The sequence below is a fragment of the Paenibacillus sp. FSL K6-0108 genome, from assembly GCF_045040695.1.
Lineage (GTDB): Bacteria > Bacillota > Bacilli > Paenibacillales > Paenibacillaceae > Paenibacillus > Paenibacillus pabuli_B.
Map to the genome: position 1 here is coordinate 2,929,654 of NZ_CP150288.1, position 14,368 is coordinate 2,944,021.

The window sequence follows — 14,368 nt, forward strand, 5'->3', positions numbered from 1 at the left end:
TTTCGTAATTTCGTAATCACTTCAGCCCAGTCGTTGCAATCCCCTCTAGAAAATAACGCTGAAATACCAGAAAGATAATGGTCACAGGCAGCAGAGACAGCGTGGACATGGCGAGCAGTGCGCCCCAATCCGATTGTCCCGATGGATCGAACAACGACCGAATCCCCAGCTGTACGGTAAACAGATCAATTTTGCTCAGGTAGATCATCTGACTAAAGAAGTCATCCCAGCTCCAGATGAAGGTGAAGATCGCTGTTGTGATCAGGGCAGGAACGAGAAGAGGCACCACGATTCTGAAAAAAATCTGCGATTGCCCGCAACCGTCAATCGTTGCACTCTCGTCCAGCTCCCGTGGAATACCACGGATGAATTGAACCATGAGCAGAATGAAGAAGGAATCCTGTGCCAGCCACTTGGGCAGAATGAGCGGGAAATACGTATTAATCCAATGCAGCTCGTTATACAGAATGTACTGAGGTACCAGGGTTACATGGTAAGGAAGCATGATTGTGACCAGCATAATGCTGAACCACAAGCCTTTGAACTTGAACTTCAATCTGGAAAAGGCATAGGCTGCAAGGGAACAAGAAATCACATTTCCCAGCACACTCATAACTGAGATCAGCGCCGAGTTGCCGAAGAAGCGGCCAAACGACACCCCTTGCAATCCTTTCCAGCCATTCACAAAATGATCGAGAGTAAAGCTGGTTGGAATCAGGCTGCTATTCGTAAAGATGAGATGATTTGGTTTAAACGAACTGAGAATTAACCATAACACCGGATACAACATCAGCAGACCGAAGAGGATAATGGCGGCATGCCTCCCGGCTTGAACCAAACGTCGCTTTAGTGGCATGTGTACTATCTCCCTTCCTGATTGTCGCCGTAGAACACCCAGAACTTCGAGGTGAGAAAGACGATTGCGGTGAATACCCCGATAATGACCAGCATGATCCACGCCAGGGCCGAAGCATAACCCATATCAAAGAACGAGAAGCCTTTCAGATACAGGTACAAGGTATAGAACATTGTGGCGTCGAGCGGGCCTCCGCGTCCATCCCCGATCACATAAGCGGGTGTAAAGGCTTGAAACGAATGGATCATGCTCATGATCAGGTTGAAAAAAATAACAGGCGAGAGCATCGGAAGTGTGATGCCGAAGAATTGGCGTACCTTTCCGGCCCCGTCGACGTCCGAAGCTTCATATAAATCGGCTGGAATTTGCTTTAGGCCAGCCAGGAAAATAACCATGGCCGAACCAAACTGCCATACAGAGAGTGTGACGATCGTATAGACCACATAATCGGGATGGGCAATCCAGGCGGGTCCGGTGATTCCGAACCAACTCAGAAACTGATTGACCAAACCATTTCCTTCGAAAATTTGACGCCAGACGATCGCAATAGCGACGCTGCCTCCCAATAGGGAAGGGATGTAATACACGGTTCGGTATAAGCCGAGACCGCGAATCCCTTTGTTCAGCGCCATCGCTACAAGCAGGGCGAAGGCAAGCCTTAGTGGAACGGATAGAAATACATAATAAAACGTTAGCCCCAAAGATCTGCGAAAGGTATCGTCTTCGGTAAAAATCTGGACATAGTTGCTGAGACCCGTCCACGTGGGTGATGATAACAAATTAAATTTCGTCATGGACAGGTAGAGCGACGCAACCATCGGTCCGAGTGTCAGACAGAAAAGTCCGATGAGCCAGGGAAGCAGAAACAAATAGGCAGTCATATTCTGCTGGCCGTATAACGGCTTGGACAGCTTTCTCATCATAGGCCTCCCTTCAGGGTTGGATGTGAATTCGTGATCACCGCGGAATTGAATCCGCTTACAATATTTGCGGTGATTCTCTTGGTAAATTCATCATACCGGGGAGGGGGAGAAGCCGGAATCTCATTTCTTCGGATCATGATTATCATTTTTTTCGGAATGCAGCAAACGATAATCCGAAGGACTTATGTTGAACATTTTTTTGAATTTTGAACTGAAATAGCTTGGGGAACGGAAGCCTGTCAGCTCTGTAACATCCCAGACGGTTAGTTGGGTTTCCCTCAGTAAACGTATGGCATGTTTCATTCGCACCTCGGTTACATATTGAATAAAAGAGATGCCGGCAGCTTCTTTGAATATCTCTGAAAAATAGGTAGAGTTGTAGTTATAATGGTCAGCTAACGAAGTTAATGTCAGTTCCAGCATGTAATTTTCCTCAATATATCGTTTGGCCGATTCAATAACCGTATCTTCTCCAACCTCGGATGGCTGCTGTTGATTCACAAAATCTTCCGCCCAATGCATCAGCAGCAGTTCTGCCTGGTCTGGAGTCTTTAGCCAAAGCACCCATTCTGGGGAAATCCACGAGGATTCCTGTTCGAACAATAATGAAATTTGAAAAAGGCTTCGGATCATATGGGAAGTGGATATCCGAAATGAGTCAGCAAGCTCCTTTTGAATCACGCTGCGGAAGGAATCCAGCTCTCCACGAATGAGGCAACGATGCAGCATGCGACTGGTTTCCTCAGACAGTAATGGACTATGATCTACTACGGGCACACGATCCTGTGCACCTTTGCGCCCAGCAGAGTTCCAAGCCAAGAGGGAATGAATATAGCCTTCTTTCCAGCGCTCAACCCCAGACACGGACAATCCCAATCCAACTTGTACATCCATCGTTAAGACAGAGCGGGTCTGTGCTGTGATCTGCTGAGCAAATTCGTGCTGAATACCTTCCGATGTAATGAAATGCATAATACCGGGGTGGGCTCCGTCATGGAACACTTGTACATTATCAGGATAAGACTGGGCTATTTCGTGACAAAGCAGCTCAAAGGGAAGGTGAAGCATTTCGGGAATACGTTCCCCTGAGGCAGTCTGCATACCGGAGTTTCGCATGCCAGCGGTGATGAAACAGACGCTGTGATCCTGCCAGGATTCCAGATGAAACAGCCGCATCCGCTCTGGCAGTGAAGAAGGTGGGAGGCGATGTCCCCTAACAAGATCAAGCAGGAAACGTTGCTTCATTTCTTTGTAATACTGGGAGAGACGCCATTGCATCATTTCAGAATCGCCGTGCAGCTGTTTCTTTTTATCCAACTCATCTTTGATTTTATTTAAAGTGGTTTTCAGTTCATCCCGGGTTACAGGCTTCAGCAAATAGTCCATGGCCTGGCTGCGCACACCTGCTCTGGCATAGTGGAAATCTTCATATCCAGTGATGATCATAATCTGAATGGAAGGATTAAGGCTTCGGCAAATGTCCAGCAATTGGACGCCATCCATGACAGGCATGTTCATGTCTGTAATTAACAAGTCAAAATGTTCAGCTTTCAGAAGCTCTTCCGCTTCGATGCCGTTTGCTGCTTCACCGGAAATGACAAAGCCCAAGTCTTGCCAGTTCACTTTCAATTTCAGTCCTTCGCGAACCTCGATCTCGTCATCTGCGATCAATACGTTGTACATCATATTCCTCCTGTGCGGGTAGAATCAGTTCAATAGACGTACCGTTACGCTCTCCGTTCTCGATCTGAATGTTAAACAGACTTCCGTAATGCAAGCGGCAGCGTGCAACTACATTACCGAGCCCAATGTGCCAGCTTTGGCTTCGCAATAGGGGTTCCAGCTGAGATGTTTCAACAGGATCATGAATTTTCTGAATGATTTCGGCTGGAATCCCGGGCCCATTGTCTGAAATGTTGAAATGCAGGTGGTTATTCCGTCTGGAGATCCGGATGTGTACCTCTGCCGTCGTCTGATGCTGGAAGCTGTATTTGACGGCATTCTCAATAAGCGGCTGAAGAATAAATTTGATGATGACCAGAGAATTCAGCCTGCCTTCCTGTGTCAGAGTAATGTCCAGCTTATGACCGAAACGGGTTTGCAGAATGGAGATATAGTGGCGGATATAAGCCAGTTCCTCTGCAAGCTGTACCCTGTCGTCACTTGTATTCATGGAGAATCGCATCATTTTGCCCAGATCCTCTATGACCCGAACTGTATCATCCGTTCGGCGCTGCATGGCGAGACTGCTCACCAGTTCCAGTGTGTTAAACATAAAATGGGGATTAATCTGCATGAGCAGCGCTTTATACTCAGCTTGCTGGCGGAGCAGCTTCAGCTCGAATTCGTTCTGGATGTGCTGTCGCAATCGGCTAATCATGTATCGGAAAGTGGAGATGACATAACTGACTTCGCTTTTTACATTTTTGTCCGGAGGCAGAAGGGACTCTGCTTGATCGAATGCGCCGCGCTGTACCTGTCTCATGGCCAATACCAGTCGTGTTAAAGGTTTGGTGACGCCATAAGAGAGCCAGGCAGCGGCAAACAAAGAGACGAGAATAAGAACAATGGTGACCACCAGAATGGTACTCTGAAGTTTGTGAAGAGAAGAATATAGCTCTTTTTCCGGTGCCAGACCCGCCAGCATCCAGCCCGTACGCCCCAGCTTTTTGTATACCAGAATGTCACGCTGTCCTTCATCATTGTTCAGGTAGACCACACCCGATTTTAGCGAGTTGTTCCGGATTTGATCGATTTCTGCTAAAGCTTCGGCACCAAGCTGATTGGCCTGTTGGGAAAGAATGGGAATTCCTTGTTCGCCCAGTAGAAAAATAGTGCTGCTCTCAGCCAGATGGATTCGGTTAAGCGGTTCCAGAAAGTAAGATTCGCTGACATTAATTTTCATCACATTTTGGGCTGTAGCATGGTGAAAGGTCCCAATGGGCATCAGCAGGCTGACTACCGGGTTGCCATGGTCCCTTATATTTTCATGTTGATCGGTATGTGCAGGCAGCCAGTGATTCCCTGAGATAAAGAAATTTTTGTACCATGATTCTTGCAAGAAGAGAGGGTCGGTCGTTACTTGATTTTCACTGCCAATCCTCAGACCATTTCGTCGATAGATGGAAACATCGGAGATACTCGTGTAGCTGTTCGTAGCCTGGGTCAGAAAACGGCTCATCCCCAGATTGACAAGCATCTTTTCCCCTTCAGGAAGGTTGGGGTCACTCATCGCGTTATCCCAGTTCTTGGCGGTATCGCTGTTGAAAACAAGAGAGGCTGCATCATAGATCTGCATTTGAACCATATCGACATAGGAGCCGTATTCCTCCATCTTCTCAAGAGCAGAGGATTCAATGTAAGAGCGAATCACAGTACGTGATTCCTTAAAGAGTAGGAAGGAGAGTGTACCAAAACAGAGAACGAAGAGCACAACGATAAAGGCGATCAGGCGGCTTTTTAATGAGAAAAACATGGGTTCCTCCTTAAGCGAATAGACGTCAAGATCATCGTCAAAATGGGAAAAAGACTGCGTATTATACGCAGTCTTTGAATTAAATGTGGTTGGAGCGGCCTTGCGTTCCTAGAAACGAACCAGATTGTTGATGCGAACAGGTAAACCGGTTGCAATAGCGCGATTGGCTGCAATTCCGGTGAGGATGGATCTTGCTCCGTCGAATTGGTTGGCAGCGCGATGGTATGGATCTTCCGCTGGCTCTCCAAACAGATCATTCAGAAGTACAGGATCACCTCCGCCATGACCACCTTCTTTTTCCTCGACCTGAACCTCGTACGGGGCATCGAACATGGGAAGGACACGCAGTGTTTTGCCAATCAATGCACCTTCAAGATTTTTGTCACCCAGCGAGTTAACATAGGATTGTTCTACAATGTTCATTTCGATCCGGCCTTTGGTGCCATTAATGGCAATGCGGTAGCCTTCCCACGGCTGATATGCAACCAGTGAATAGGTCAAAATGGCTTTGTTCTGATACTGGACAAGAACGCCCATCGTATCCTCGATGTTGATGCCATCTCCAAATACGCTTTGATCCCGCTGGTAGCCGTCTTCCGGTTCAGCATCCAGATACATGGCTTTGAGATGTGCATCCGAATCCAGGTGCAGCGCAAAAGGATCTTCTTGCGCAATCGGGTTGCCTGTTGCACGAGTGTAAAACTGGGTCACGCCTCGTTCCTCTGCGTTCTCTCTACCATAATACATGAGATCGCCAAATGCGAAGACGGTCTCAGGCTGCGAACCGATCCAGAAATTCACCAAGTCGAAGTGATGCGTGGATTTGTGTACTAGCAGTCCGCCACTATTACGCTTGTCCCGGTGCCAACGGCGGAAGTAATCTGCGCCATGGCGCGTATTCAGCAGCCATTCGAAGTGGACCGAAGTCACTTTTCCGATTGTGTCATTCTGAATCAGTTCCCGTATCTTGGTATGGTGCGGCGCATAGCGGTAGTTAAAGGTGACGCGTATATTTTGTCCGGTCCGCTTGACGGCATCAAGAATATCCTGACATTTGTGTTCATCGATGGTCATGGGCTTCTCGGTCACAACATCACAGCCAAGCTCCATTGCCCGAATGATATATTTGTGGTGGGTGCGGTCGATGCTGGTTACAATGACGAAGTCCGGCTTCTCGTTCTCAATCATCTGATCAAACTGATCTGCAGGATAGGTTGGCACCTCATTGTATTTATATTTTTCCCTCAGCAGCTGATTGGCATAATTCATGCGTGTCTGGTTAATATCGCAAAAAGCTGCAAGTTCGGATGTTTCCCTGAAATTTTGGGCTAATGCTCCATAGAAGAATTCAGCACGGCCGCCTGTTCCGACCAATACGTAGCGTTTTTTGTTACTCATGTCTATCGCCTCCTTGAATATAGCTCTAGACTATAACAAGGAAGCACTTCATTCGCCGCTTTTTGTGCGTAATCGCTTTCAAATGCCGCTTATTTTGCTATAATTCAACTAAAGGGGGCAGCTGCATGATACAGACATTTCAAGCGGATTACCATGATCCCACCGGATATTTGAATATCGAATATGATCGCCGCATTGGATATTTTTCCATGACCGATGACCATCTGCATGACCATTATGAGCTGTACTACCTGCTATCGGGTGAGCGCATATACTTCATCAAGGATCGAACTTATCGGGTCAAAGCCGGAGACTTCGTATTCATTAACCGGAATACCGTTCATAAAACGATGGAGAGTGGAAGGCCAGACCATGATCGAATTGTTCTGTATATCAAGCCAGAGCTGTTCACTGAATTGGCCATTTTACCTGAGCTGGCAGAGGGGCTTAAGGAGCCATTCGGGTGGAATATTCCCATTCTAAGGCTTCCTTCACAGGTAAGTGAAACAGTGGAGCGAATAGTCAGTGAAATGATTGATGAGATGGTTCATACCAGAGCTGGAAGCAGTCTGCTGCTTCGTCACCGATCCGTTGAACTGCTGTTGTTTGCTTACCGTAACAAACATTTGAGCACCGTGCACTCGGCCGACAGTGAGCCGGCTCTGCATCCCAAGGCACAGGCAGTGGTGCGTTATCTCAACGATAACTATCAGCAGGATTTAGCGCTGCCGGAGGTTGCTGCATTATTTCGAATTAGTCCCCATTATCTCAGCCGTTTGTTCAAACAGACCACAGGTTTCACGTTCAGCGATTATCTCAACCTGCTTCGCGTGAAGGAGGCGCAGCGTTTGCTGCGTGAAAGCGATGATTCAATAACCGAGATCGCTCTGCGAGCGGGATTCAGCAATTTTTCACATTTCGGGAAGATGTTCAAGCGGACGGTTCAGGTGTCACCGAGGACATATCGTCAGGAGTTTAGAGAAGCAGGTTCGGTGAGAGTGCTGAGATAGGATGAGTTTATTTCAATCGTTGGAGTCCCTTAATAATGATGTTTGTTTTGTCACTTACCTTTTGTAATTCTTTCAATGAAAGCTTCGCATAGTCTGGGGGAAACAAGTGCCAGTACTGATAATAAAGATCACTTCGCTCGATATATAATCTTTGTGTCGTTCCGTCGACCATATTAGTAATGAGCCCATAATAATCGAAAGCGTTCTTCATATTGTTCGTATAGATGCTCAGGTTTGTTTCATCTGTTGTTTTGTTGCTTTTGATATATCGATCCAGCTCTTTTTTTATAATGTATACTTTCCAGAATAACACTGCGGTAAGCGGAGTCTGCAGAAGACTCGACACGATGTTTGAGTTCACGATACTTATGAAAAAAGATGGATGCAATAATCAGAATGATAGTGAATAAAATCAGAATAATATGTCGTGTTTTTGTACTCATAAATACGTCCTTGTTTATGTATTTAGTATGTTCCCATTTTGAAAATGGAGTTCTACATAATAACATGTAATGACACTTAAACCTATAGGTAAATACAGGAAGGGAATTCTTGCGACTCGCGATCCGAAGCTGAATATGTAAAAAACGAACCTGAGATATCCTGCGTGCGCAGACATTAATTCAGGTCTTTTATTATGACGTTGTATAACTGAGTTTAAATCTCACATCATGGACAACCTGCTCAAACCGAAATTTGACTTGTATCATTCTCCGGTCGCAACTTCAGCAGTAACTCTTCATCCCGTGGGCAGACCATCAAACCATCAATGACATCGAGGCGCGCGGCTTGAATGGAGGAACGGCGTGCGGGTTCGCTGGCATGATCGATACCTTCGATCCGGTCCGGGTGTGTAAAATATATAGAAGGAAAATATTCGCTCAGTCCATTTTACATCTTGCGGTTCAGGAGCATCCGGCGTATATTGAGATTTAACTAAATTAGCAATAAATTGAAAGGTTGTAAGGTTAAAAGTTTGATAGATTGATGGCTTGTAAGGATATTTTCTACATAAGGGGGAAGCCGAATGATACAGAACAGATTAGACGAATTGGGCATTGTATTGCCCCAAGCAAGTACGCCGGCAGCAAAGTATACCAATGCGGTCATTGTAAATGGAATCATGTATGTGTCCGGCAAAGGGCCGGATACGTCAGAGCGAGGTAAACTCGGGGAGCAGTTTACGACGGAGCAGGGATATGAATTTGCCCGAAATGCAGCCATCGAGGTGTTGGCTGTCGTTCAGGAAGTGCTTGGTTCGCTGGATCGGGTAAAACGGGTGGTCAAAGTGCAGGGGTTCATCAATGCCATCGCCTCGTACGAGGAGCACCATAAAGTGTTAAACGGGTTCTCGGATCTGATGCTGGATGTGTTCGGAGAACAGGGCGTGCACGCCCGTTCCGTATTTGGCGCTGTATCCGTGAGGGATAACTTGCCGCTAATCATTGACTCGATATTCCAGGTAGAGGAGTAGAGTTCATGACCAATTCCTCTTCAATGAATCCGTTAATGCTGTCATTTCCCGAAAGTTTCGATACACAACGTTTGACTATTCGTGCCCCGAGGTGGGGAGATGGAGCGGCAGTGAATGAGGCAATTCGTGAAAGTGCGGAGCAATTGCGTTTGTGGCTTCCATTTGCCGAGAGCATACCTTCAATGGAGGAATCGGAAGCGAATGCCCGCAAAGCGAGGCTGCAATTTCTGGAGCGTACCGACATGATGCTTCATTTACGTGACAGATTTACGGATGAATTCGTGGGCAGCAGCGGACTGCATCGAATCGACTGGAATGCACGTTGCTTCGAGATTGGTTACTGGATCAGAACGTCGCGTGCCGGCGAGGGGCTCATGACGGAAGCGGTCAGAGGTATTGAACAGTTCGCAATAACCTATTTGGAGGCCAATCGACTGGAAATCCGCTGTGATGCTCGCAATGTGCGAAGTGCCAAAGTGGCTGAGCGCGCAGGCTATACGCTTGAAGGTGTACTGCGCAAGATGCGGCGTGACAGTACAGGTACGCTCGTGGATATGATGGTGTTTGCAAAGGTAAGAGGCGATGAGCTCGAATAATTAGTTGAATTGAGATAAGAAATGGATCGGAAAATGATTTGAAAGAAAGAAAGAAAGAAAGAAAGAAACGGCTCTTGGAAGAACACGTTGTGTTGTTCTCCAGGGCCGTTTTTTGGTATGCAAATATTGGAGGTTGGGTGTAATGCTTAATGGACTGCTGAATGACCTGTTGAATGAACTGGAGCAGATAAGCGGAATCTCCTTACTTTATCGGGTTGGGAATGTTGACATATAGCGGCGTCTCACCACGCTGGTGGAAACGGCTGAGCAGATTGGCTTTGGCCGGTAAGGTCTCGGTGGTCAACAGATCACGAATGACGTCGTTGATACGCGAGGATTCGGTTGTCTTTCTTTGAAGCTCCTCCAATGTATTTCTCACCACCCTCCAGTATGGCTGCTCCGGTTGACCAGTATAGTATGCGAGGCGCTGCACCACATGACTGAGGTGATTGACAAAGAAATAATATTTCAATCGATGACGTGATTCTTCTTCGTTATACAAGACAGGACTGTTGGCACTGACTACCTGATCGATCCAACCTTGCTGTTCCGCTAAGGCTCGATTGACACTGATGCCCTCCAGATCCCTGACCACAAAAGCGGCAGGCATGCCATCTTCAAGACGCAGCATGGAATTCTGTACATGAGCTTCCAGACTAATTCCTGTCTCAGCATACAGTTCCACAAGCGGAACCATGGACAACTCCAGATATTGATGAAGCCATTCATACCAGTCTGTCTGCATCTTCGTATCACTTATACTATTCGGCGATGTAGAAGATTGCAGGCTTTCACGGACAGCCCGGAACAACAACGGTTCGTTTTCTCCAGGAAGCACCTCCATTAGGGAGGCCACGACATAAGGCGCCGCAGGAGCAGATCGGCAGGACTCTGGTGCTTCACGCAGGATCATGGAGAATCCGGAGATCAGCGCATCCTGAGTGGACGAGGGCTTCTTCGGCACCTTCAAGCTGCGGTATCCTTTTTCCAGCAATATCTGAAATGTCTCTGACGTCCAGCGATCCTGAATCTGCAGTACAATTCTGGATGCATCCAGTGTACGCAGCAGCTGCTCTTCATTGTTCTCGCGAATAAAGTTTGTAATTCGAATATGAAGAGACAGCTTGTAGAAACAGCCCTCCTCCGGATTCCAGACCGTGCGCACCGATGAGGTAGGATAGACGGAAGGACCGGTAGAGCCCAGATCAATCAATATGCTTTGCTGTAATAAGGCCTTTACCGGTTCAAGTGTTCGCAGATAGGCTGCCTGCCATGGATGACAAGGGAGGAGCACATAATGTCTGCATTCTGGAGGGAGGTGCTTCCAAGCGGCCTCGGCCATTTCGGCAGGAACCCAGGGTGCTTCACTGCCATAGTCCACGTTATCCAGCCAATCCTCCAACACAAGTTCAGGTGCGGCCGCAAAACAGCTGAGAGGAAAGCTAACGCCATATTCTGGCGAATAGGCATGCGAATCCGAAGTACTGAAGCCCTCCAGACTTTTCGGCGTTGGATGAAATGGATGACCACATAACAGTGCCTGTTCCAGATAGCGAAAATCCAATGTTACAGGAGATGATGAATTCAGCGCATGCTCCAGATAGGAGGTCATATGCTCCAAACTGTTGTAAACCATCTGCTCCAGCTCTGCCCGTTTCAACATTCGGGCTTCAGCATTGGGTTCTACAGATGATATTTCATCAAGCAACAGCGTCGTTATTTGTTCAAAAGAAACCTCTCTCCAACCATCGGGCTGTGCATCGTCTAATTCTGCAATGTGAAACGTGTCGCCATAGACATGATGTCCGGCGGCGGAACGATGAAGCAGATTTCCATATATCCTCTGACCAGTACGCGGAAGCTCAATAACAAGCGAAAGGTCTGGACGCGTGGCAATTCGAACATAAGGATCATGCTGTTCGGTTTCTCGAAGATAGGCGTTCAATATCCGGCTTAGCATCTCCTGACAGGCAAGTCCACTTGGGGATACTGAAGAGGGATGAACAGTCTGCTGGAATGGGTCGATGGTGACGTTATCCTTGGTCATGATTGATTATCATCCTTTCACAAATTATTGGAGCGGCATTTGTATGGGAGCTTTTGGCTCATGAACCGCCGGGCGGCGTACAGCAAGCGAAGCGGCGAGCATGACTGTCCCCATGACGAGAAATACAGCTGGAATTCCCCAGACACCTCCGATTAGAACCCCAATGGACGGACCGGCAATCTGACCAGCCATTAACATGCTGTTGGTAGCTCCGATGCGCACGCCCCGATCCTGATCGGTGGAGGATTTCAGCACGTTGAGCATGACCGTCTGCAATAGGGCGCTGTAGAAGAATCCTTGCAGAAAACGTACAACCAGCAGCCAGGCCACCCCGAGTGGAAGCGTATGTGCAAGCAGGCACAAGCCGCATAACAAACCAGCCAGCCGGAGATTGCGCTCGGGTAAGTAATGGTCGTTACACTTGCCCCACCACGATGCGCCAACCAATTCGCCAACCGATGACATCGCGAGCAGAACTCCGACCGTAAGTGCAGCTGCACCCGAGGAAGGCACGATTTCACGAATGAACGGAGTGAACATCGTAAACGTTGCAAAATCTGCGAGCTTGAAAATGATGCCTGCGATAACGAGTCTTCGGGCAATCGGATGTGTAATCAGCGAAACGAAGGCATGGATAATTCCGCTTTTATTTCTGTTTTTGCTATGATTTTTCAACATAGCGACCGAAGGCTGGTGTTGCTCCACAGGAGATACTTGATTATTGTTCTTGGTCGTACGCGTTCGATGAGTCGTCGCCCCCGTTAATACGATTGCGGCAAGCACAGCAAAACTCAACGTCAATGACGCTGTAATGAACAATAGCGGCCGACTTCCCCATGTGTTTACACATATGCTTCCTAGCAGTGGTCCAACGAGCAGGCCTGCTGCCGATGCCCGCTCCAGCTGTCCGAGCGCAGAACCCTGCTTTTGGTCAGGGGCATGGGTTCCCACAAACGCACTGCTCGCATCAGATATGCCACCAAAGGCTCCCTGGCAGAGGCGGAACAAAAAGAATTGAAACGGCGTCTGGGCAATGCCCATTAGAAACATGCTAAGAGCCAGTCCGACCAGCGCTCTGACAACCATCCATTTTCGACTCCAACGATCTCCGATCTTACCCCAAAAGGGGGTCAACAGTGCATAGGACAAAGCAGGTGCAGATACGGACAGACCTGTCCACAGCAGCACTTCTTCGGGCGTTCCCACGTTCAGCTGCTCCATGTAGTACGGGATAAAAGGGCTGATTCCAGTCAGCCCGGCACTGGAAAGAAAACGTCCACCCCACAAAATGCGTACGCTCTGTTTCCATGCCATCTGAGACATCATGTGTTCACTTCACCACCTTGATTTTGGCAATTTGAAACCAATTGCTGATCAGATTATCAAGAATGATTCTCAATGTCAATCTTATTTTTTTCAAAAACTTTCCAAAAATTTTAGTGTTGACAGGAAAAAAAAGGATATGCATAATAGGCCCTGTGTCCAAATTTGAAAATGATAATCATTATCAATAAAGCGGTTTTGGACAACAATATGCCCAGAAAGCTGGTGTAAACACATGGAACAAAGTACCCTGCAAATCAAGGATCGCTCGCTCAAAGTTGCGGATTCCATTATCGATTGTATCGGTCAAACACCACTTGTTCGCTTGAATTCCCTGTTTGGATCTTCAGGAGCGTCGGTGTATGCCAAGCTGGAAATGATGAACCCCGGCGGCAGCATGAAAGACCGACCTGCACGATACATTATCGAGCAGGGTCTGCGAGACGGAACGATCAAACCGGATACACATCTCATCGAGAGCACTTCGGGAAATCTGGGAATTGGTCTCGCATTAACCGCCAAACGATATGGACTGAAATTCACTTGTGTGGTTGATCCGAAAATTACATCGACGAATCTGAGAATGATCACCTACCTCGGGGCACAGGTTGACATGGTGACTGAACCTGACGAACACGGAAGTTATTTGCAATCCCGCATTCGGAGAGTCAAGGAATTAGCCAGCCAGGACCCGGCAGGTTACTGGATCAACCAGTATGCCAACCCTTTGAACTGGCAAGCTCACTATCATGGTGCAGGTCAGGAGATTGTGGAGCAGATGGATGGCCAGATCGACGTACTGGTGTGTGCAGTGAGTACGACGGGAAGCATTCTGGGCATTTCCCGCCGCGTGAAGGAAGCAAATCCGCATGCGCGGATCGTAGCCGTTGATGCAGTCGGCTCAATCATTTTTGGCACACCATCCCGACAGCGTGAATTGCCGGGTATCGGCGCCAACCGGATACCTGAGTTATTCAGCCCAAACGAGATTGACCAAGTGATTCATGTGGATGATCGGGAATCCGTGCTGGGATGCCAGAAGCTGCTGGAGCGGGAAGGTATTTTTGCAGGAGGTTCATCCGGATCACTGGTTGCTGCATTGGAGAAACTGGTTCCAACCCTGCGGCCTTCAGCCAAGGTGGTTACTGTCTTCGCAGATCGTGGAGAACGTTATCTGGACAGTGTGTATGACGAGCAATGGGTCAGTCAATTGCCGCCAAGCCAAGTGATCAAGAGTATCTAAAAATTTATCTCGGAGGAGAGATC

At 47.8% G+C, this 14,368-nt stretch carries 12 protein-coding genes; 4 read left to right on the plus strand and 8 right to left on the minus strand.

Going from position 1 to position 14,368, the window contains the following annotated elements; genetic code table 11:
* Nucleotides 1–16: 16 nt before the first annotated feature.
* The 5 genes from MHB49_RS13680 to MHB49_RS13700 form a co-directional block, all read right to left on the minus strand.
* Nucleotides 17–856, minus strand: a complete 840-nt coding sequence (locus tag MHB49_RS13680; RefSeq protein WP_063563342.1) for a carbohydrate ABC transporter permease — start codon at nt 854–856, stop codon at nt 17–19.
* A 5-nt stretch (nt 857–861) separates the two neighbouring features.
* Nucleotides 862–1,776 (minus strand): carbohydrate ABC transporter permease, encoded by a 915-nt coding sequence (locus MHB49_RS13685; protein ID WP_090896620.1) that lies wholly within the window; start codon nt 1,774–1,776, stop codon nt 862–864.
* Nucleotides 1,777–1,899: 123 nt separating this feature from the next.
* Nucleotides 1,900–3,465, minus strand: a complete 1,566-nt coding sequence (locus MHB49_RS13690) for a response regulator (protein ID WP_405156474.1) — start codon at nt 3,463–3,465, stop codon at nt 1,900–1,902.
* Nucleotides 3,437–5,254, minus strand: coding sequence for a sensor histidine kinase (locus tag MHB49_RS13695; RefSeq protein WP_405156475.1), 1,818 nt, complete (start codon nt 5,252–5,254; stop codon nt 3,437–3,439). Before MHB49_RS13695 ends, MHB49_RS13690 begins: the two co-directional genes overlap by 29 nt.
* Nucleotides 5,255–5,362: 108 nt before the next feature.
* Nucleotides 5,363–6,652, minus strand: coding sequence for a Gfo/Idh/MocA family oxidoreductase (locus MHB49_RS13700; RefSeq protein ID WP_076289691.1), 1,290 nt, complete (start codon nt 6,650–6,652; stop codon nt 5,363–5,365).
* 125 nt (nt 6,653–6,777) lie between these two features.
* Between MHB49_RS13700 and MHB49_RS13705 the strand changes: the two genes are divergently transcribed.
* A complete protein-coding gene (locus tag MHB49_RS13705; RefSeq protein ID WP_405156476.1) occupies nt 6,778–7,662 on the plus strand; it encodes a helix-turn-helix domain-containing protein in 885 nt (294 codons plus the stop codon).
* A gap of 7 nt (nt 7,663–7,669) precedes the next feature.
* Here the strand turns inward: MHB49_RS13705 and MHB49_RS13710 are convergent, their stop codons facing one another.
* Complete coding sequence (locus MHB49_RS13710; RefSeq protein WP_405156477.1) at nt 7,670–8,023, minus strand: hypothetical protein; 354 nt, start codon at nt 8,021–8,023, stop codon at nt 7,670–7,672.
* A 666-nt stretch (nt 8,024–8,689) separates the two neighbouring features.
* Between MHB49_RS13710 and MHB49_RS13715 the strand changes: the two genes are divergently transcribed.
* Together MHB49_RS13715 and MHB49_RS13720 are read left to right on the plus strand one after the other, a co-directional pair.
* Entirely contained in the window at nt 8,690–9,136 is a 447-nt protein-coding gene (locus MHB49_RS13715; protein WP_405156478.1) for a RidA family protein, read from the plus strand.
* Between the two features lie 5 nt (nt 9,137–9,141).
* Nucleotides 9,142–9,732, plus strand: coding sequence for a GNAT family N-acetyltransferase (locus MHB49_RS13720; RefSeq protein ID WP_405156479.1), 591 nt, complete (start codon nt 9,142–9,144; stop codon nt 9,730–9,732).
* A 202-nt stretch (nt 9,733–9,934) separates the two neighbouring features.
* Here the strand turns inward: MHB49_RS13720 and MHB49_RS13725 are convergent, their stop codons facing one another.
* Both MHB49_RS13725 and MHB49_RS13730 read right to left on the minus strand, forming a co-directional pair.
* The gene (locus MHB49_RS13725; RefSeq protein ID WP_405156480.1) at nt 9,935–11,779 is read right to left on the minus strand and encodes an IucA/IucC family protein; all 1,845 of its coding nucleotides are present in this window, start codon (nt 11,777–11,779) and stop codon (nt 9,935–9,937) included.
* Between the two features lie 24 nt (nt 11,780–11,803).
* Nucleotides 11,804–13,105, minus strand: coding sequence for an MFS transporter (locus MHB49_RS13730; RefSeq protein ID WP_405156481.1), 1,302 nt, complete (start codon nt 13,103–13,105; stop codon nt 11,804–11,806).
* 232 nt (nt 13,106–13,337) lie between these two features.
* On the opposite strand from MHB49_RS13730, the gene sbnA reads away from it, so the two are divergent.
* Nucleotides 13,338–14,345 carry a 2,3-diaminopropionate biosynthesis protein SbnA gene (gene sbnA, locus MHB49_RS13735; protein ID WP_405156482.1) on the plus strand — a complete coding sequence of 336 codons (1,008 nt, stop codon included), beginning with the start codon at nt 13,338–13,340 and terminating at the stop codon, nt 14,343–14,345.
* Nucleotides 14,346–14,368: the final 23 nt, after the last annotated feature.